The organism is Sorangium sp. So ce726 (assembly GCF_051521405.1).
In the GTDB taxonomy this organism is placed as follows: Bacteria; Myxococcota_A; Polyangia; order Polyangiales; family Polyangiaceae; genus Sorangium.
The window spans coordinates 9,165,569-9,183,563 of record NZ_CP150349.1 but is presented as its reverse complement, the minus strand read 5'-3'; the positions used below and the strand labels follow the sequence as shown (position 1 = coordinate 9,183,563).

At 68.6% G+C, this 17,995-nt stretch carries 16 protein-coding genes; 8 read left to right on the top strand and 8 right to left on the bottom strand.

All coding sequences use genetic code 11. From position 1 onward, the window contains the following. Positions 1 to 147 precede the first annotated feature (147 nt). Together WME79_RS34040 and WME79_RS34035 are read left to right on the top strand one after the other, a co-directional pair. Positions 148 to 1,236 carry an AAA family ATPase gene (locus WME79_RS34040; protein WP_437523329.1) on the top strand — a complete coding sequence of 363 codons (1,089 nt, stop codon included), beginning with the start codon at positions 148 to 150 and terminating at the stop codon, positions 1,234 to 1,236. A gap of 163 nt (positions 1,237 to 1,399) precedes the next feature. Further along, positions 1,400 to 2,908, top strand: a complete 1,509-nt coding sequence (locus WME79_RS34035; RefSeq protein ID WP_437523326.1) for a hypothetical protein — start codon at positions 1,400 to 1,402, stop codon at positions 2,906 to 2,908. Between the two features lie 212 nt (positions 2,909 to 3,120). On the opposite strand, the gene WME79_RS34030 is transcribed toward WME79_RS34035, so the two are convergent. Then, the gene (locus WME79_RS34030; protein WP_437523323.1) at positions 3,121 to 4,212 is read right to left on the bottom strand and encodes a peroxiredoxin-like family protein; all 1,092 of its coding nucleotides are present in this window, start codon (positions 4,210 to 4,212) and stop codon (positions 3,121 to 3,123) included. 88 nt (positions 4,213 to 4,300) lie between these two features. Here WME79_RS34030 and WME79_RS34025 point away from each other — a divergent pair, with 88 nt between their 5' ends. The 3 genes from WME79_RS34025 (at position 4,301) to WME79_RS34015 (ending at position 7,320) form a co-directional block, all read left to right on the top strand. Then, positions 4,301 to 5,215 (top strand): LysR substrate-binding domain-containing protein, encoded by a 915-nt coding sequence (locus WME79_RS34025; protein ID WP_437523320.1) that lies wholly within the window; start codon positions 4,301 to 4,303, stop codon positions 5,213 to 5,215. Between the two features lie 426 nt (positions 5,216 to 5,641). Continuing rightward, positions 5,642 to 5,980 (top strand): hypothetical protein, encoded by a 339-nt coding sequence (locus WME79_RS34020; RefSeq protein ID WP_437523317.1) that lies wholly within the window; start codon positions 5,642 to 5,644, stop codon positions 5,978 to 5,980. A 1,073-nt stretch (positions 5,981 to 7,053) separates the two neighbouring features. Further along, the gene (locus WME79_RS34015) at positions 7,054 to 7,320 is read left to right on the top strand and encodes a hypothetical protein (RefSeq protein WP_437523314.1); all 267 of its coding nucleotides are present in this window, start codon (positions 7,054 to 7,056) and stop codon (positions 7,318 to 7,320) included. A 1,173-nt stretch (positions 7,321 to 8,493) separates the two neighbouring features. On the opposite strand, the gene WME79_RS34010 is transcribed toward WME79_RS34015, so the two are convergent. The 6 genes from WME79_RS34010 to WME79_RS33985 form a co-directional block, all read right to left on the bottom strand. Next, the gene (locus WME79_RS34010; protein ID WP_437523312.1) at positions 8,494 to 9,459 is read right to left on the bottom strand and encodes an alpha/beta fold hydrolase; all 966 of its coding nucleotides are present in this window, start codon (positions 9,457 to 9,459) and stop codon (positions 8,494 to 8,496) included. A 153-nt stretch (positions 9,460 to 9,612) separates the two neighbouring features. Next, positions 9,613 to 9,810 carry a hypothetical protein gene (locus tag WME79_RS34005; RefSeq protein WP_437523310.1) on the bottom strand — a complete coding sequence of 66 codons (198 nt, stop codon included), beginning with the start codon at positions 9,808 to 9,810 and terminating at the stop codon, positions 9,613 to 9,615. A 99-nt stretch (positions 9,811 to 9,909) separates the two neighbouring features. Continuing rightward, positions 9,910 to 10,107, bottom strand: coding sequence for a hypothetical protein (locus WME79_RS34000; protein WP_437523307.1), 198 nt, complete (start codon positions 10,105 to 10,107; stop codon positions 9,910 to 9,912). A gap of 282 nt (positions 10,108 to 10,389) precedes the next feature. After that, positions 10,390 to 10,971: a flavoprotein gene (locus WME79_RS33995; protein ID WP_437523304.1), complete on the bottom strand. Its 582-nt coding sequence runs from the start codon at positions 10,969 to 10,971 to the stop codon at positions 10,390 to 10,392. Further along, positions 10,968 to 12,071: a radical SAM protein gene (locus WME79_RS33990; protein ID WP_437523301.1), complete on the bottom strand. Its 1,104-nt coding sequence runs from the start codon at positions 12,069 to 12,071 to the stop codon at positions 10,968 to 10,970. The genes WME79_RS33995 and WME79_RS33990 overlap by 4 nt, the downstream gene beginning before the upstream one ends. Before the next feature lie 73 nt (positions 12,072 to 12,144). Then, positions 12,145 to 12,684: a hypothetical protein gene (locus tag WME79_RS33985; protein WP_437523298.1), complete on the bottom strand. Its 540-nt coding sequence runs from the start codon at positions 12,682 to 12,684 to the stop codon at positions 12,145 to 12,147. Positions 12,685 to 13,544: 860 nt separating this feature from the next. Here WME79_RS33985 and WME79_RS33980 point away from each other — a divergent pair. Further along, complete coding sequence (locus WME79_RS33980) at positions 13,545 to 14,708, top strand: hypothetical protein (protein ID WP_437523296.1); 1,164 nt, start codon at positions 13,545 to 13,547, stop codon at positions 14,706 to 14,708. A gap of 82 nt (positions 14,709 to 14,790) precedes the next feature. After that, complete coding sequence (locus tag WME79_RS33975) at positions 14,791 to 15,138, top strand: hypothetical protein (RefSeq protein WP_437523293.1); 348 nt, start codon at positions 14,791 to 14,793, stop codon at positions 15,136 to 15,138. Between the two features lie 20 nt (positions 15,139 to 15,158). Here the strand turns inward: WME79_RS33975 and WME79_RS33970 are convergent, their stop codons facing one another. Next, entirely contained in the window at positions 15,159 to 16,820 is a 1,662-nt protein-coding gene (locus WME79_RS33970; protein ID WP_437523290.1) for a sigma 54-interacting transcriptional regulator, read from the bottom strand. Positions 16,821 to 17,202: 382 nt separating this feature from the next. Here WME79_RS33970 and WME79_RS33965 point away from each other — a divergent pair, with 382 nt between their 5' ends. Next, positions 17,203 to 17,937: a hypothetical protein gene (locus WME79_RS33965; protein ID WP_437523287.1), complete on the top strand. Its 735-nt coding sequence runs from the start codon at positions 17,203 to 17,205 to the stop codon at positions 17,935 to 17,937. The last annotated feature ends 58 nt before the right edge of the window (positions 17,938 to 17,995 follow it).

The following is a 17,995-nucleotide window of genomic DNA, read 5'->3' as shown; positions in this document are numbered from 1 at the left end:
AGACGTGAACAGGCAGAGGCGAGGGGGCGCCGAGGGGGGCACGCTGGTCTGCATCTCCCGGAACCTGACGGCCAGCTCGCCGTGTTGCGCACGGGGGAAGGAGCCCGTCGATGCCCAGACGAACCCGTCTAGGCTATCCTGGGCGGGATGACGGTCCAGGAGCTCCACGTCGCGGGATATCGCTCGATTCGCGAGCTGACCCTCCCCCTCGCGCAGGTCAATGTCATCGTCGGACCGAACGGCGTCGGCAAGACCAACCTCTATCGGACCATGGTGCTGCTCGGCGCCGCGGCGAGCGGGAGCTTCGCGCGCACCCTGGCCGAGGAGGGCGGGATGCCCTCGGTGCTCTGGGCTGGCGGGCGCAGCAAGGGCCCGGTGCGGATGACGCTGCGGGTGCGGCTGGACCAGCTCGTCTATGAGCTTCAGTGCGGGCTGACGCCGCCGCCTGGAGGGCCGTTCCAGCTGGACCCGGACATCAAGGAAGAGAACCTCTGGTTGCTCGACAAGCGCCGCCGCCTGCCGATGCTGGAGCGGGCCGCGGGCTCGGCCTTTGTGCGCGACGCGGACGGCCAACGCGTCACCTTTCCTTTCTCGCTCTGGGGTTCGGAGTCGGTGCTGGCGCAGGTGGTGGAGCCGCACCGCTTTCCGTTGCTCTCGGTGGTGCGGCAACAGCTGATGAACTTCCGGTTCTATCACCACTTCCGCACCGACTCCGGCGCGCCGTTGCGGGTGGAGCAGGTCGGGGTGCGGACGCCGGTGCTCAGCACCGATGGCCACGATCTGGCCGCGGCGCTGGCGACGATCTTGGATATCGGCGACAGGGGCGCCTTGAAGGATGCCGTCTCCAGCGCGTTTCCGGGCGCGTCGCTCGAGGTCTCCTCTACGCAGGGGCGGTTCCGCGTCGAGCTCGGGTTGCCAGGGATGTCGCGACCGCTCGACGCCCGCGAGTTCTCGGACGGCACGGCGCGCTATCTCTGCCTCCTGGCAGCGCTGCTGAGCCCGAGGCCTCCGCTGCTGATGGCGCTGAACGAGCCGGAGACGAGCCTGCATCCGGATCTGCTCGGTCCGCTCGGGGATCTCCTTGTGCACGCGGCATCCCGGAGTCAGCTGTGGATCACGACGCACTCCCGCCCGCTGGCAGAGCGAATCCGGAAGGCGACACCGTGCCGGCTCATCGAGCTTGACAAGGACGGTGGAGAGACAGTGCTGGCGCACGGCGCGGCGGAGAATGAATGACTTCGGCCCCCGGGTGAGCCCTGCGAGCGGAGCCGGCGCGGGGGGAGGAGATCTCTTTTCCTCGTCAAGCGGAGGGCAGCGACGTGGCCGAGCTCGATCACTGGCCCGCGGCCGCTCCCCGTTGAACGGCCCTGTACCCGCGGCGTAACATCGACGGAGAACCATGCGAAGCCCGAGCCTTACGTACCTGTCCTCTGCGCTGTTGCTCGTCGCGGTCGGCTGCAGCGCCCCACCGCCAGCGGGCGCGCCGTCGGAGTCATCCTGTCTCGAGCGCCTCGCCGCCGGTATTCCGGAGGTTGGCTGCGGGGTGTTTGTCGCCGGCTACACCCTGGGGGCGGATGACGAAAACCCCGGCACGAGGTCCATGCCGGTGCAGAGCCTGGACCGCGGTATCGAGCTCGCGAGTACCGGGCGAGGACGCGTCTTCGTGTGCAACCAGTCGTTCCGTGCTCCCATCTCGCTGCCGTCCGGCGTGGATCTCGTCGGGGGATTCAACTGCACGACGTGGGAGCGTGAGAACGACGATCCCACGCGGATTACGTCGCTGAACTCGAGCTCCCGCTCCTTGACCATCATGCCGCCGGCCCCCGGAGAGACGGGAGCCGCGGACGGGGTATCGATGATCATGGACGTGCAGCTCTGGGCGGAGGGCTCGACCGCGATGCTCGTCCACTCCAACACGGCGGCGGAGCTGATCCGGGGCCAGATTCACACCGGAGCCGGGAAGGCGGGCGAAGATGGCTACCCGTGGCCCTCACCGAACCGGGGAAGAGACGGACACGATGGGCAGGAGGGGGGAGACGCGTGCTCGGCGGCCACCGTTCCTGGCGGCGCAGCGGTGGAGAACCCGTGCCTCGAAGTCATCCCGAGCGCCGTCCCGAGCATCGGTGGCAAAGGAGGGGATGGGCTGCCCGACGCCGCTGGCGACGGCGAGTACGGGGAGCCGCGCGTGGCGGCCACCTCGACGGACGGACGGGGGGGAGCGGGGGAGGAGACGGACGCCCCTTGCGAAGCGGGTCGAGCCGGGCTCGATGGCGAGCCCGGTGCGCTGGGGACCGTCGATGGGGGCATCGGGGACATCACCCCGAGAGGGTGGGAAGGCGGCAGAGCCAGCTATGGAGGCGATGGCATGCCAGGCCAGGGCGGCGGCGGGGGAGGCGGTCGTCGGGGCGGGCTGGCCGTCTGCGATGCGGCGTCCAAGGGAGGCGCCAGCGGCGGCTCCGGGGGCGCTGGTGGCTGCGCTGGCCGAGGCGGCCGAGGGGGCGAGAACGGACACCCGACGATTGGCATCATCGCGCTTCACGCCAAGCTGACCGTGCGCGACACCTCGATCTGGACAGGCGAAGCCGGTCCGGGCGGCAATGCTGGCGCCCCCGAGAAAGCCGGCAGAGGCGGCCGAGGCGGGAAGGGAGGCGCCTTGGGCGACGGCACCCGGGCCTGTGCCGGTGGCGACGGGGGCGACGGAGGCCCCGGCGGCTACGGCGGCCCCGGACGCGGCGGCGACTCGATCGGCATCGCCTACCTCGACGAGGATCGGCTCACGCTGGAGGGGCTCACGGTCGAGCTCGGGCCGCCGGGCAAGGGCGGTATCAGCTGGAACGTCGATGGCACGCTGGTGAGGGGACCGAGCGGCGAGGCCCACGAGATGCTTCGCTTCGCCGAAGCCGAATAGCTGCGGTCACGTCCGGGGGGGACGGCGCCGGCGAGGCCAGGTTCGAGGCGAAGCGGCGGGGACCGCTCGTGGCGGAGCTCGACGGGTTCAATGTGCAAGCTGCGGTAAGGATCGAGGGCTGGGACGATGAGGGCGGGAGCGGCTCGTCTTCCTGGCTGTGACTTCGAGCAGACCGTCGAGGTTGTCGTTGGCCGAGCCCTCGGGTGGATCCATCACGGCGCGCACACCTCGGCGGCCGCGCGCACGCTCGACACCGCAGGTGCGCGCGTCAGCGCGAGGACCTCGTCGACCGACCACTGATCGCCCGCGTGCTCGCCGTACTTGCTCGCGAGCACGCAGCCGTCGGGCGCGACGAGGAAGTCGGCCGGGAGCCCGAAGCGACCGCCGGTCGGGATCAGCGCGGGCGGCCGCTCGCGTCCGCGCAGGATCGCGATCGCGCTCCGCGCCACCGAGTGGACGATGGTGGGCCACACGCGCGGATCGAACACCGAGAGGAGCGACGGCTCGGCGCCGAGCTCCGCGTACAGCCGCTTCTCGGGATCGGGCACCACAGCGAAGGGGAGCCCGCCGGCGTGGAGCCGGAGCTCGTCGGCGCTCGAGTGGAACACGACCACCTCGCGGATCCCGGCCGCTGCGATCTCGTCGTGACGGACGGTGATCGAGCGGAGGTGGAGGTTGCACACCGGACAGCCCGCGAAGCGACGGAGCTGGAGGTGCACGATCCGCGTGGGATCGGGGATGCGGATCCGCTCGCCGTGGACGCCCACGAGCTCGCGCGCGCCGAGCACGGCCCCGGGCGCGAGCCTCGTGACACGGCGGCGCAGGTCGCCGATCAGGCCGAGGGCCGCGATTGCGGCGATCGCCGCGGGGACGATCTGCCCGACGCCGGTGATCTCGAAGAAGGCATCGCTGGGGAGCTCGTAGGTGGGCGGCGGGAACATCCGGAGGAGCAGGTCGCGAGGCGCGCCCGCGAAGAAGAGGACGTTCTTCGCGAGGTGGTTGTATGCGCCCTCGAAGAGCCCGATCGACGTCACCGGGAACGCGAGGGCGAGCGCCGCGAGCGAGCCCCCGGAGATGCGGCCGGCGCGCGTGCCCGGGCTCCGCCGGTACCCCGCGTACGCCAGCGCAATGGGGACGCAGAGCGCGAGCGCGACGGCGGCGCCGTGGAGGCGCCACGGCGTCGCGTACCGAACGCCGCCGTAGACGTGGTGGATCGCGGTCGCGACGAGCGTCGTGATCGCTCCGATGATGACCGCCCGGGCGCGCGGGCTGGGAGAGGTGGCGTCGACGTTCACGGTGCTCATGCAGAGCACCGTGGCTCGTGCGCGCGGCGCAAACCATCGCCGAAGGCGAACAACTTTCGTGCATGATACGCATCAATCGAGGTGCGACATGGACCGGCTCGCAGCGATCGAAGCGTTCGTCGAGGCCGCGGAGCTCGGGAGCTTCACGCTCGCCGCGCGCCGGCTGCGCGTCACGCCGTCCGCGGTCAGCCGCCGCATCACGCAGCTCGAGGGCGAGGTCGGCGTGCGGCTCTTCCACCGCACCACGCGCGCGGTGACGCTCTCCGACGAAGGGCGCGCGTTCTTCGAGCGCGCCCGCGCCGCGCTGCGCGAGCTCGACGACGCGCAGCGCGCCACCTCGGGGCTGCGCGATCGACCGGCCGGGCTCCTCCGCGTGGAGGCGCCGACGGTGATCGGTCGTCACGTGATCGTGCCGGTGCTCGCGCGCTTCGCCGAGCGCTACCCCGACGTCGACGTCGAGCTCGTGCTGCGCGACGACCCAGCCGATCTCGCGTCGGAGCGGATCGACGTCGCGGTCCGGCTGGGCACGCTGCCGGACTCGGGTCTGATCGCCCGCCCGGTCGGCCGCTCTCGGATGCTCGTCTGCGGCGCGCCCGGCTACCTGCGCGAGCACGGCCGGCCTCGCGCGGTCGACGACCTCGAGCGCCACGTGCGCCTCGGGTACGCGCTGCACGGCCGGCTCATCCCGTGGCGCCTCCGCGACGGCGTGAAGGTGCGCGAGATCGCGCCCACGCGGCGCCTCGTCGTCGACGACGGCGAGGCACTGATCGAGCTGGCGATCGAGGGCGCCGGCCTCGCGTGGCTCTGCGACTTCATGCTGGCGCGCGCGGGCAAGGCGCGGCAGCTCGTCGAGGTGCTCCCGGACACCGCGTGTGATGCGGTCGCGATCTCGGTCGTATCGCTCCCGACCCGCCACGTCCTGCCGAAGGTGCGCGCCTTCACCGATCACCTCCGCCGCGCCCTCGCGCCCGACGGCGCGGCGAAGCGGCGCTCTACGCGATGATCCGGCGACCAGGTGAGCGGTGAGCGCGGTTCGGCGACCTGGGTCTGGGTAGCAACGCACGCTGCATTCGGAGAGGAACGCTCCGCTTGCTACGGTAGGGGCATGCGCTCCTGGCTCCTCCTTGCGTTGAGTGTTTCAGCGGCCTGCGGATCCTCGAATCTCAGCGGTGAAACGACAAGCGGCGCTGGCGCAGCGGGCGGCTCCGACGGCGCGGGCGCGGCGGGCGGCGCGGGCGGTTCCAGCGACGCGGGCACAACGGCCAGCTCCAGCTCCAGCGGCGCGGGCGCGGCGGGGGGGGCCGGCAGCGCGGGCGGCGCGTGTACGCCATGGAGCGATTCCGGCGAACTATGCGCGACGACGGCTCAGTGCGTGGCGCCCAAGGCCACATGTTCGTGCAGTGCCAGCGCCGTCGGTTGCCTCGACGCCGTGACCTTCCAGCCGATCGAGCTCCGCGGTCCTACGGTGCCGCCGCCGGACGGCGCGTGCTGCGACACGGAGGGGATGACCTGCGGCGGGTACTCGGACTGCGGGCCGGTCTGTCATTGCCAGGGCGGCGCGTGGTCCTGCACGACGCCGGCCGCGTGTCAGCCCCTCGTGTGCCCCACGGGCAGCGAGGAGCTGCTCATGCTGGACGGCACGGCGTGTCCGGACCACGTCGGCCTCGAGTGCCCCAAGGCGCCCGGCTGCACCTCCGTGCGCTGCACGTGCGCGCTGAATCCGGAGACGGGAACGGCCTTGTGGCAATGCCTCACGTTCCCCTGCTGAATGAGCAGCGATGCCCCATGGAGTCATCGGCGGCTCAAGGAGGACGCGAATCGTCGCAAGCGCGTATATCAACTCCCCGTTGCGGAGGACTCCATCTGTTTCCACCACGCAGTAAAAAGCGCGCCGCGGAGGCAGGCGGCGGAGAGATCCCGAGGCGGGTGGCGCAAGTCGAGCGGCTCGGTGGCGACGTAGATCGAGACGCGGCCCGGGATCATCGCACACCTCCGAGTGCGCGAACGACGCGCGCCAGCGTATTCTCATCGAACGTCGGTGGCACGCGCACGACCGCCCCCGGCGAGGGTTTCTACGCAGCGCAGAGGCTCCAAGGCAGCATGCAGGTCACCGGACAGGTACGGAAGATGCGCGACCGGACGCGATCGGGACGTCGAGCATTAGCGCGGCTACCCCGACCGGCGATGACGGCGAGACGACGACCTCCGAGCGCGTGCGGCGGGGCGACCGGCTAAGGAGCTTCCGTACTGGGGGTGGCCACGCGTCCTATGCGAGCGGCGAGCGCCACGAACGCGTCACGGTGAATTCCTGCTGCTGGCGGCGCGGCTCAACGCGCGCGGGCGCTGGTCGCGTTCTGCGCGACGTGCCTACCTTGGCGCCCCGTCTGTGTCGCCTCCGGGCGCGGCGCCGTCGGCGCGCGCGAAATTACCAAATCGAGCCCTTCGCAACCCCCCGTTTCGGCCCCTCAGCGGCGCTTTCCAGAACACCCAACCCCGCGATGCCACAGGGGGTTTCTCCCAGGCGGGTCTCCGGGTAAGTCGCGGCGAGTTACCGGCGACGCAGAATTACCGTTTCGTGCTCCTTCTGGCAGCGTCAGTCACGGTTGCTCGCGAACCCAACTCAGATGGAGGTAAAGCATGACACGAGCGGCTCTCGCGCCTGTATCGGCACCCCTTGCTCTTCGTCAGCCTGGTAACGGCCCGCGCGTGGTCGAGCGGACATTCCCGGAGTTGCCCGCCAGAGGAGCGCGCCCCCCGAGAGGGCTCGCCCAGCCCGCCACGGCCACTGCGACGCTCGCGATCCCGCTGGATGGGCTCACGCTTACGGCGCCGCAGCCGGAGATGCTCTCGCAGAAGAACGTCGAGTCGGTCACCGGGATCCCGGCACGCGTCTTCCTCGACACGATCCGAAGGCCGGGCTTCCCGCTGCCGGTCACGAGGCTCGGCAAGCTGCGCCTCGTCCAGCGTGAGGCGTTCGTCACCTACCTCCAGGCGCTGGCCGGTGACCCGGCACCGCGCCGAGCCGCGGCGGAGGACGAGCGGACGGGGGTTGCTGCGGTGCTGGCCGCTGTCGGTCTTGAACCGGTCCGGCAGCCGCGGGCGGGCTGAGCAAGCGCTCCTTCCGGAGGCGCGAGGTACGGCAGGCTGCCGCCGAAATAGAGTGGGTCCGCTTGGTGCTGCCAATGCCCTCGCGCGGGCGCGTATGGCTGATCGGGGGCAGCCACGACAGAGGCAGTCTCCCGGCTCCCGGTGCTGGGCGCTCCATGCAGGGCCGCCTGCGGCACGCGAGCTTGGACGCCAGCTGAGCGTGCGGTTCAGGCGGCGGTGGAACACCTCCACGATCGAGGTCTCCGGACGCTTCTCAGGGGGTGGTTACGTGAGATTTCCGGCCCTCCCTCGCCGGTCGCGACGGCGAGATCGAATGCGCCGGTGGAGAGCAACGGCCATGCTGTGCGGTCCGGTGGTGCGGGACGAGGAGCGCTGGGTTTCTCCATCCGCGCTGACGCGTCAGCACCGCGCCGGAGCCGCGCTGACGCTGTCTGCCGAAGCTTTTAGGTAAAGGCCGTCGTCCGACCAGGGGAGAGCACCCGAGGAAGAAACAGCGTATTCACCGCTCCGCGCTACTCCGGGGAGATGTCGGTGCTGGATACGACGTTGGCCTTCCTGTGTCCCTGGCCTGCTCGGCATCAGGATGGGCTCTATCGAACGCATACCAAGCTGGCCCATGACCCTGCAAAAAAGCTGGGTCTCGCCCTCGCGCGGGTAGTCCCATCGTCCTGTTTTGGCGTGACCCATGACCCTGCAAAAAACGCCATCAGTGGTTTCACGAGGCTGCAAACTGCCGCCTGGCGACGCTCGTCGGGGAGTTGTGTCGCCGGTGTTCACCACGCTCGCCCACCACCGCCACATCGGCGGGGTACGCGGGGCGCACAGGCGCGCACGCAAGGACGACGTGCCGGCAGACCGCGGAGAGCGTGCGGCGAGCCCGGAGGACTGCAGCCGGTCGCTGCCGGAGCGCAGTCCGGCACCTACCGGCGCCGCCTGCGCGGCTGGCTCACATCTCGAAGTCGTCGGGGCGACGCGCCCGACTGGCATCCCGACCTTCGAGAACGGGATCCGATCTGGTAGACGACGGTCCGACGCTGGTGGCCGGCTCACCATGCCCTCATGATCGCCGGCGCGCGGCAGCCCCGGCCACGGACGCCGCGCTCCGAGCAGGAGGGCGCTTGGGGAACCATCGTGCCGTATTCCGTGATCCGCCGGCGGATCCGCGGTGGACCCTCAACGTGCCGACACGTGCTCCTCGACGAAGCGAACGACCTCCTCGGCGAACGTTTTCGGGGCCTCTCGATAGGCATGGTGTCCCACGCCGGGGATGCGCACGACGTTCGCGTGCGGTAGGTCGCTCCGTTCACCGGCGGGGAAGTACGGATCAAGGTCTCCCACGATTTCAAGGACCGGCACGCTCACGCTCGCGAGCTCGTGTGGCGAGAGGCGCAGATCGCGCTCGGCGCTGTCCATCGCAGCCTCGAACAAGAGGCCGTCATTGAGGGTGTCACCGTCGGTGTAGCCGGCGCGTTTGGCCATTTCGATGACCTCTTGCTCCGTCGGGTGCGCATTGGGCGGTACCAGGAGCTCACCTGGGCACGCCGGCGCCCACATCAGCAACGCGCGCACCTGCTCGCGGAGAGAGCGCAGGGGCACCGCACGACCGAGGGCCTCCGCCGCTCCCGTGTTCCCCCGCTCGGCGCTACGCTGTCGACAAGCCTCCACGAGGCGGCGAATGGCAGTGGTGAGATCGAGCGGAGCATCGACGAGGACGAGGGCGCTCACCTGTCGGCGGCGCACGACGTATTCGACCGCGAGCAATCCCCCATACGAATGACCAATCAGCACCACCGGGCGGCCGCGCGCCTCCTCCTGCACGATGCGATCGATGTCGTCCAGCTGGCTCGCCAGGTCGAACTCTCGCGACGACCGGCCTCTCGGCGAGCACCCGCAGCCACGCTGATCGAAGGCCACGACCTCGCCGGCGCTGATCAGCCGTGGAGCGGCGAACGCGCTAAAATCAAAAGCGTTGTAACCCGGGCCGCCGTGCAAGTAGAGAAAGAGCCGTGGACCGCCTCGTCCGAAGCGATACCCGCAGAGCTCTCCGCGTGCGCCATGCAAGGCGGCGCGTGTGGTGCGTCCCGAGCGCCAGGAAACCCAGTACAACGCCAGCGCCGCGCCCGTCAGGAAAACTAGCATCCTACCCGCTATTCGGAAGAGCTCGGCTCTGCGCTGCACGGTTTCCTCGCCTTAGTGCATGGCCGTCTCAATTACCACGCCAGATCCTGGCGAGCAAGGCCGCCCCGCCGCCCGCGCTGAGAACGCGGCGCGGCGGGGCGCCTACGGCAGTGATCAGCAGAGCACGTTGACGATAATGTCGTCGACCGCGAGGTTGCCTGGATTCTTGGTGCGGGTCGCCTCGATCAGCGTGAAAGCCTTGCCGCCGACGCGAGAGGCCACCTCGACTCGCGGCTGCTGGTCGAGCAAGCCGTGCAACTGATCGACGTCAACGTGGAAACGAATCATCTGGGGCTTGTTGTTATCAGGCATGGTCATTCTCCTTCTCTTCAATTGATGAACTGCAGCGATGCTGCGTATTCGACGACGTGTTCCGTTTCTACGGAACGCGGCGCGAAGCTGGGGATTACTTCATTCGGCGACGCTCACGCGCTGCTTCGGCCCGGATCGCGAACGAAATGAGATTTCGAACTCGACCGGCGCCTGTCGGTTCGCCAGCTCCTCCACGACCTCTCGGAGCGCCGCGAGGTCGATCGAGAGCCTGACGCGCGGCGCGGCAGATGCGCCGTGCGCATGGGTATGGTGGTGATGCTCTACGCTACTCTTCATGCTATGGCCTCCTCGGAGCGGGTGAATGATATGAATTCCCTGGTTGTCCCGCCAGATTGAAGATGCGTAGATGCTCGATGCGGAAACTCAGATTTTTGCGCGTCGTGTCTTGCGCCTCGGCCAGAACGAGAGACGGTGGTCGGCCTAAGCAGCCAATCTACGGCCCTGTAGTTCAGGTCGTGCTGCTGGACGCGGTGGTCCGATTGTTGGCGCACACATGCGGTCAGCGCCGCAGTGCACAGGTACGGATAGCTCACTCCCGTGAGCGGCCGGAACACCAAGTCAAGGCTCGCCATGAACAAGCTCCTTTACGGGCATCGTCGATGCCGGTGGCGCCTTGGTCGAGCGCACAAGCGCCTCCCATATCTGGCCATATTCGCAGAGCGCCCCGTCGAGGATCTTTCCAGTCGACGCCTGCACGCCGCGCGCGGTTGGCAAGACCAAGGCTCCGTCCTCGCGGAGCCGATCGATGTTCCGTGCTGTCGCCGGGTGGTGCAACATCTGCGGCGCCATCGCCGGTGCAAAAACGGTCGGACCAGTGTGGCACAGATAGCACGTCGTGACGAGGGTGTCGGCGATCCCACTGGCGCAGCGTGCGAGGGTGTTGGCGCTGGCTGGCGCTATCAGATAGACGTCGACGCCTTCGACGAGCGCTGGCGGTGGGCGCATGAGACCCGGGTCCCATGCTTCGGTGAGCACCGTCGAGCCGAGCAACGCACCGAGGGCCTCCGCGCTGACGAAGTGTGTGGCCGTTGGCGTCATGACGACCTGAAGCTCGACCCCGCGCTCCGCAGAGAGCCGCACGAGATACGTGTGAATCCCGAGCACTCCAATAGACCCGCTGAGTCCGACGAGGATTTTCATCGCCCTACCTCGAGCAACTGGCAGAGCCGCGGTTTCACGTTTTCGGGCTCGTAGGGGCACCCCGGGTAGCAGCTCCGATCCGCGAAGTGGGGACATTCGCGGCAGATTTTCCACGGGGTTTCTCGCAGGCGATCGTGAGCGTCGGACGTGAACTCACGATAGATTTCGCCGTCGAGGATCTCCGGCAGGGGCACGTGCCGCGCGTCGAGAGCGGAGAGCGGATCTGCGGTCTTCGCCATGTGCTTCGTCCCAGCGAAGCAGGGATAAACGCGACCGTCGCTGGACACGCGTAGCTGCCCTTCGGCGGTGTCGCAATAGGAATCTCCGCCGAACCCCACCGCCTTCCCATGGCGCTCCTGTAGCGCCTCCTGAAGCCGACGCGGCACCTCGAAGAGCACCACGCGAGCAGCGGTCTCGCGGGCGAGTGAGGCGGCGCGATCCATGGCAGTCAAGAGCGCCTCGGGCCGGGCTGGCCGCGGGGCATCGAGGCGCAACGCATTGCCATATCGCTTGAGGTAGGTGATGGAGAGAGTGTCGGCGGCGAGCACGTTCGCGAGGGCGATCATGCTCTCGACGTGGCAAACGTTGCTCGCGCAGAGGACGTGCGAGATGTTGATCTTCGCGCCGCCGGATACGGCGTCGCGGCGCTCGCGGTAGCGACGAAGGCTCCCCACCGCGGCTGCAAAGGTGCCACGACCTCGAATGGGATCGTTGACCGCGGCCTCATGTCCATCGAGGCTTACCGTGATGACCGCGAGATTCTGCATCAGCCAGTCGATGGCATCATCGTCGGGCACGACGGTACCGTTCGTTGTGACGGAGACTTGCAGGCCGAACTCGCGCCCCAGCCGTACAACGGTGAGGAAGTCCTTGCGGAGCAACGGCTCGCCGCCGAGGAGGTGGAGGCCGACGCCGCCGGACAGGCGAAACTCGCCGAGCAGGTGGGTCGCTGCTTCGAGCGGCAGATCGGACGCAGCCGACGCGCGATCATCTGCGTTCGAGCAGTGACCGCAGCTCAGGTTGCACGTTCGAGTAAAGTCCCAGGACAAGGTGGCATTTCGTAGTCGCATTGGGACTGCTAGCGTTAATCCCGTGTTCATGCGTTTTGAGCCCTTTGCTTTGACGCTGGATGAGTGTAGGCCAGATGGCACAATAGGATCTCGTCGAGTGAAATCACCAATGTCGAGCCGGATGAGCAGGTCGAGCTGCGACCCGCAAACTCGTACACGGTGACGCGACATCCCCGAAGAGCAGTTCGGCATCGCGCGCCATCACCCAGCGGCGAAGCGTGCGCGGGTGCGCGAAATGAAACTTTTTCGGCAAGGCGAGGCCCAGCTCGCGCAGCGCGCCCCAGGCGCAGGCGGTCAGCCAGGCGTGCAGCGTGAGCGACCCTCGGCAGCAGCCGGGGGCAGTCGGGCCGGCCGCTCGTAACCGCCCGACCAAGGCCATCGTGACCAGCCCGTCGGGGCCGGATACCTGTCCCCATCGCGAAGGAGCCGATGGCGACGAGGGTGGAGTGAGACGAGCGGGTGGAGCGATGCAAGCGGAGCGGGGTGAGTGTTGAGAAGTGCGCGCCCCGCGAACGGCACAAGACGAAGCAGCTGCACTGGTGGGGTTGCGCGGGATCTTGATGTTGCCGTCGTTGCTGGTGATCCCGGCGTACAGCTTGGCGATCAACGCTTGCATCAGATCGGCGGAATGATCGTTGACCATCTCAAAATATCCCTCTCGCAACCGCGCCATGCGTGACCATTCACCGTGGCAATAGCATTCGTCATGCCAGCGTCCTCGTCCTCTGTAGGTGAGGGGTGCGGTTCGCATGGCGATAATGACGATCGCCGCTGATCGTCGGCGGTTGAGCGGGATAGGGTGCGACCGCCGCATCGTCCTGCACGAGGCCTTCCGGCCGACCCGCGATGGCAGCGCAATCCTACATGTTCGGTGGCTGACGCGTCAGTGACGATGTGACGCGTCAGTGACGATGTGACGCGTGCTACCGCGCTGGCTAGATGACGGTTCTGGGCCCTTTTCGGTTGCGCTGGTTGATGACCACCCGGCGCCCAGAGCCGCCGCCGGAGGCGCCGGCGCCGTCAGTCCATTGCCCGCACGCGTGGTTGCCGGAGGCGGAGGGCGGGTCAAGGGCGGCGTAGCCGCCGCGCCCCGGGCGCAGGACCCTTGACGCGCCTGAGCGCTCCGGCGCACTCGGCCGCGGGATGGCCGACCATCACGGCCGCAGGCGGGACCGCTCAACCTTGGGATGGCCAGCAACCAGCCTGCACGATCGAGCAGCAACCATCGTGAACGTCAACAACGCGTCGGTGACGATCGGACGCGTCAGTGACGACCCGAGGCATCGGTGACAACCCGACGCGTCGTTGACGACCAGACGCGTCAGGGGCGGCTTGACGCGTTGACCGCCTGGCGCGGATCGTCCTGAACTGCTCTGCGGAGATGCGCCTGGCGCTCGAAGCTGACGTGGCGCGAGATCTGCTCCGGGACCAACGCTCCGCATTGCGGATCTCAGTCGGCCACACTCGCCCTACCTTCTTCAAAGAGCGACGCTGGAGGATTCCGTGAGCATTCAGCTCTTTCTCGCCCGCGCAGACGACCATCAGCCCATCCTCGCCGACGGCTTCCCCCAGAGCTCCGCCTATGGCGCGCCCAGGCCGGAGCTCGACCCGCCCGACCCCAGCGATCTCGCCAGACGCAGCGCGGCGGAGGACGCGCTGCCAGAACAGCGCTGGGGTCTCGTGGTCCCGAGAGGCCCTGCTGGGGACCGCGTGCTCCAGCTCGTCGGGCCCCTGAAACGGAAGCGAGAAGAGGAGCAGGGGGGCCCCGCGGTCGTATACCGCTTCGACCCAGGCATGAGCTGCGGCGAAGCCACTCGCTGGATCCAGCGTGATTACTGGGACGCGTTCGATCGTCGAGTCGACGAGCTGCCGCGCTACCTTCTCCTCCTCGGCGATGCCGACATGGCGTCGTGGGAGTTCCAGCAGATGCTCGGGAGCGAAGCCTTCGTCGGGCGCTTCGCTTTCCGGGATGATCGTGGGTATGAAGCGTACGTCGAGAAAGTCTTGCGGTGGGAGGCGCAGGATCCTGTCCCAGGAACGCGCGCTTTCTTTTATACAGCACGAGATCAGACCTGGGCTACCGTGGAAAGTTCCCGTCATCTCGTCGCGCAAACGCTGCAATTCACGCGGGAATGCACGCTGAAAGGGCGGTTCCCGGCGACGGAGATCCGCGAGATCGGCGGCGGAGGTGGGATGTTCTCGAAAGAGGGGCTTCGTGACTACGCGCAGGAAATGCTGCGAGAGGCTCAACGCACGCAGTCAGGGTTCCTTTTCTCTGTCAGCCATGGCGCCGGCGCGCCGCGGCAGGGCTGGCGGACTCCTGAGGACCAGCGCGCACACCAAGGGGCGGAGGTACTCGGCGGGTCCGGAGGCCGCCTCTCCGTGCAAGACGTCGAGAAGCATTTTTTCCTGCCGGGAGGGTTCTGGTTTTTCTTTGCCTGCTTCGGGGGCAGGGACGCCTGCGCGGAGCGCGTAGTATCACTGGCTCGATCAACTTCACCGGCTCGGCCGATGCAGCCCCGCCGAGGGGCTCCTGGCCTCTCTGCCGGGGCAAACTGCGCGACCGTTCGTGGCGGCTCTGCCCCAGGCGGCTCTGGCGAACCCCAACGGGCCGCTCGGTATCATCGGACACGTCGATCTCGCGTGGACGTGGAGCTTTGTCGATGACCCCGCCTCCTACGACGGCCCTTCGGCGAGCAGGACGAGCCGGCGCCGAGCGGAGCGATTCCAGGGGAGAGCGGGCGTCTGGATGCAGCGGCAGGATCTCTGTGCCTATCTCCTGCTGGGGGATCCCGCGGCGCGGCTCCCCGTCGCCCAGCGTCCCGAAGGGGTGCTGTGGCTCCCTCCTGGCGAGCGCGGCCCGGCGCTCGCCAGGAACATGCCTTCCGTGATGGGGTTCGAGTCCGATATGCCGGCGAAGCGCGCGGTGGCTGGGCCGAGCGACGTGCAAATCATGGAGGACGCCGTGCTTGCTGCCCTCCGGGGCTGTGACGAGCGCGCCATCGCTGCCCAGCGCGGGCTGAAGCCCTCGGAGCTTCGGCGCTGGCTGGATGCGTTCATGAGAGCGGGCCGCGCCGCGCTGCGGCAGATCAGGTAGCACGCCCAGCCGTTGCTCCGTCACCCGCGACGTACCACGGCCGCATCCCGGCGAGCCGACGCCGCTCCCTGACCGAGGCCGAGATCGCGTACCCGGCCGGCCAGCGCCTCCTCTGATACCTCGAGTCGCTCGACCATGCGCTCGAGATCGCCGTCGCACTCCCGATAACAGCGGGTAATTTCTTCGATCGTTAAGTCCCGCGCCGTGCGGAATCTCGGATAGCGTTCGATGAGCACATAGATCGAGGGGCGGGTGATGCCGAGCCGCTTCGCCGCCGCTGCACGATTCCACCGGCTCGCGTGGAGCGCGTCGGCAAGCTCGTCTTCGGTGACGTCGGCCGGCGAACGCCGGGTCGAGTGGGACGCCGCATCTGCTTCGGAGGGCGGAGCGGACGCGATCTGGCCCGACGGAGGCGCGGGTGCGGCAGGCTCCGGCCTCGTGAGCGGACGGCCCGCGTGCCGTGCCGGCGAGTCGTCCTCGGGCAGCTCGGCGCCCTCGCTCGAGGGCTCGGCCAGGAGGCGCTCCACCGCGGGGGTGAGCTCGAGGCGGTCCCTGCCGCGGCTCCCGATGACGAGCTGCCGTACGACGTTCCGGAGCTGGCGGATATTGCCCGGCCATTCGTACTCGGCGAGCCGGGCGACGAGCGAGGACGGGAGCCACAGCTTGTCCTCCGGTGCGGGGGGAGCAAGCCGGTGCATCTCACCGACCCGCTCGAGCTCCTCGTGGAGGAAGCGGACCAGGAGCCGGCCAAGATCGTCGCGGCGCGTGCGCAGCGGCGGGACGCTGATCTCGTACGCGGATAGGCGGTTGAGCAGAGGCGCGCGGAACGTCCCGGTGGCCACCTTCGCTTCGAGGTCCGCGTCCGTGGCCGCGATCACCCGCACGTCGACCTTGCGGACCTGCGCACCCGTGCGCTGCACTTCGCCGGTCTCGAGGACACGCAGCAGGGCGACCTGGAGATCGAGCGGGGCGTCTCCGATCTCGTCGAGGAACAGGGTGCCGCCGTGGGCCTGCTCGAAATAGCCTTTCTGGTGCACCGCGCCGCTGAAGGATGCCCTCTCGGTGCCGAACAGCTCCGAACTCGCGAGCGTCGGGGGGATGGCGCTGAGGTTGATCGCCACGAACGGCCGTCCGCGCCGTGGGCTCGCCTGGTGGATGGCGCGTGCGACGAGCTCCTTGCCGCTGCCGTTCTCTCCGCGGATCAGGACCGGCAGCTCTATGTCTGCGACACTCCGGACCTCCCAAAGGAGCTGCCGCAGGCCGTCGCTGTCGCCGATGAGCTCGCGCTCCTCGCCTGGCATGCAGGTGCCCGCGATGAGGTCCTGCTGGGAAGCTGAAGCGTGGAGCAAGAGAACCACCCGATGACCGAGCTCGAGGACAACACCCCGCCGGAGCTGCGCGGCGGAGAAGTGGGCGGCCGACTGCAGGCGCCTGCCGTGGACCACCACCGTCGTGCTGCTGCTGCCGAGCTCGAGCCGTACTCCGCCGTCGGCAGCCGGAAGCAGGCGCAACGGTTTGCGGCTCAGGTGCTCGTCGGCGAGCGGCTCGCCCCCCGGTCGCCCAGGCGGCGCGAAGACAGGCTCCCCTCGCGACAGCGGTACTGCCCCACCGCCGTCGAGCTCGGGAAGCAGCGCTCGATCTCCGATGCGATCCAGGCATGGGTGATACAGGACCGTCAGCATCCGCTTCGCGGAGCCACCTCGCGCACCGGCGGTGGTTTGCCGGCCGATGAGCGTCGACCTCTCAAGCACTGCTCTGCTTCCTGGCGTCATCGGCGCGGCATTTTGAGCGTGGCGCGCAGCGGCCGCAAGATGCAGGGGACCACGCGATAGAGATCCGGGGGCACCCTGCCGCGACCGGCGTTCCGCCCTCCTCGAACGGAATTCGTCCGACGCTGCTGGCACAGGCCCTGCAAGGATGGACCAGGACTGGAGCGGCGGAGCGACGGTCCGGCCATGCGCTTCAGCGCGGTTGAGCCGGGCGTCACGGACCCGCGCCCATCGCGCCTGCGCTGCGCGTGGCGCGGGTGCTCGGTTGCGCCGAGAGCATGAGGAGGAAGAGTTCATGAGCATCATGGGTCTGCTCCAACCTGGGGCTGTTCAGGTCGTCAATCCGAAGAGCAGGAAGGTGATTGGTTACGCGTTCAGCGTGGAGACGGAGCGTGGCCAGCTGCAACGCTGGCTCCTGTTCGAGCACCCGCACAATATGCTCGATATCGAGCCGCCGCCCGAGCACATGGCCCAATGGTCGCTCTCGGATTGGCAGTCGAACGTGGTCGATCTGTGGCGGCCCGCGTCGTTCTACGTGTGGGCACAGGCCGACGTCTACCGCTACGAGGACGCCTTCAAGCAGAAAACATGGGCGAAGATCCCGCCGGCCTCTCGCCTGCCAGCGCCCACGTATCCCGACGTGGGAATCTGTGACTTCCAGCTGGATCCCACGGGCGGGAGGCTGTTCCAGGTGCTGCAGCAGAGAGCGGGCGCGCGCGTGTTCGCGCCGAACGAGTCGTTCGAAGCGGCGGGAGTGCGATTGAACGCCGCGATGCCGGTGGAAGCGCATGGCCTCGCCTTCGTGGTGAATGGGCTCCTCGACCCGGCGAGCGCGGAGTACTGGATGCTGCCCGCCGCGTACGAGCCAGCCGGCAAGAGCGCGGCGGTCGCGGTCAAGACAGGAGCCCAGGCAGCGAAGTCGCTCCAGCAGTTCATCGATGTGGCAAACCACGGGTGGGGCCCTGGCTGCACCTTCGTGATCACCGGGTGCATCAACTACTGCGGGGAGAGGGCCCCGGCTGCGCGATAGCGCCGCCCGCCGAGATTCGGCGGCCTGCGGGCGTGCCGCGGTCGACCCGTTTGCGGAA

Excerpts from the sequence above, each read along its gene's own strand:
- WME79_RS34015 (WP_437523314.1), top strand. The coding sequence starts at position 7,054 with ATGCTCTCGCAGAAGAACGTCGAGTCGGTCACCGGGATCCCGGCACGC.
- WME79_RS34030 (WP_437523323.1), bottom strand. The coding sequence starts at position 4,212 with ATGAGCACCGTGAACGTCGACGCCACCTCTCCCAGCCCGCGCGCCCGG.
- WME79_RS34010 (WP_437523312.1), bottom strand. The coding sequence starts at position 9,459 with ATGCTAGTTTTCCTGACGGGCGCGGCGCTGGCGTTGTACTGGGTTTCC.
- WME79_RS34025 (WP_437523320.1), top strand. The coding sequence starts at position 4,301 with ATGGACCGGCTCGCAGCGATCGAAGCGTTCGTCGAGGCCGCGGAGCTC.
- WME79_RS34005 (WP_437523310.1), bottom strand. The coding sequence starts at position 9,810 with ATGCCTGATAACAACAAGCCCCAGATGATTCGTTTCCACGTTGACGTC.
- WME79_RS34035 (WP_437523326.1), top strand. The coding sequence starts at position 1,400 with ATGCGAAGCCCGAGCCTTACGTACCTGTCCTCTGCGCTGTTGCTCGTC.
- WME79_RS34000 (WP_437523307.1), bottom strand. The coding sequence starts at position 10,107 with ATGAAGAGTAGCGTAGAGCATCACCACCATACCCATGCGCACGGCGCA.
- WME79_RS33970 (WP_437523290.1), bottom strand. The coding sequence starts at position 16,820 with ATGCTGACGGTCCTGTATCACCCATGCCTGGATCGCATCGGAGATCGA.
- WME79_RS33985 (WP_437523298.1), bottom strand. The coding sequence starts at position 12,684 with ATGGTCAACGATCATTCCGCCGATCTGATGCAAGCGTTGATCGCCAAG.
- WME79_RS33990 (WP_437523301.1), bottom strand. The coding sequence starts at position 12,071 with ATGAACACGGGATTAACGCTAGCAGTCCCAATGCGACTACGAAATGCC.
- WME79_RS33975 (WP_437523293.1), top strand. The coding sequence starts at position 14,791 with ATGCAGCGGCAGGATCTCTGTGCCTATCTCCTGCTGGGGGATCCCGCG.
- WME79_RS33965 (WP_437523287.1), top strand. The coding sequence starts at position 17,203 with ATGAGCATCATGGGTCTGCTCCAACCTGGGGCTGTTCAGGTCGTCAAT.
- WME79_RS33995 (WP_437523304.1), bottom strand. The coding sequence starts at position 10,971 with ATGAAAATCCTCGTCGGACTCAGCGGGTCTATTGGAGTGCTCGGGATT.
- WME79_RS34040 (WP_437523329.1), top strand. The coding sequence starts at position 148 with ATGACGGTCCAGGAGCTCCACGTCGCGGGATATCGCTCGATTCGCGAG.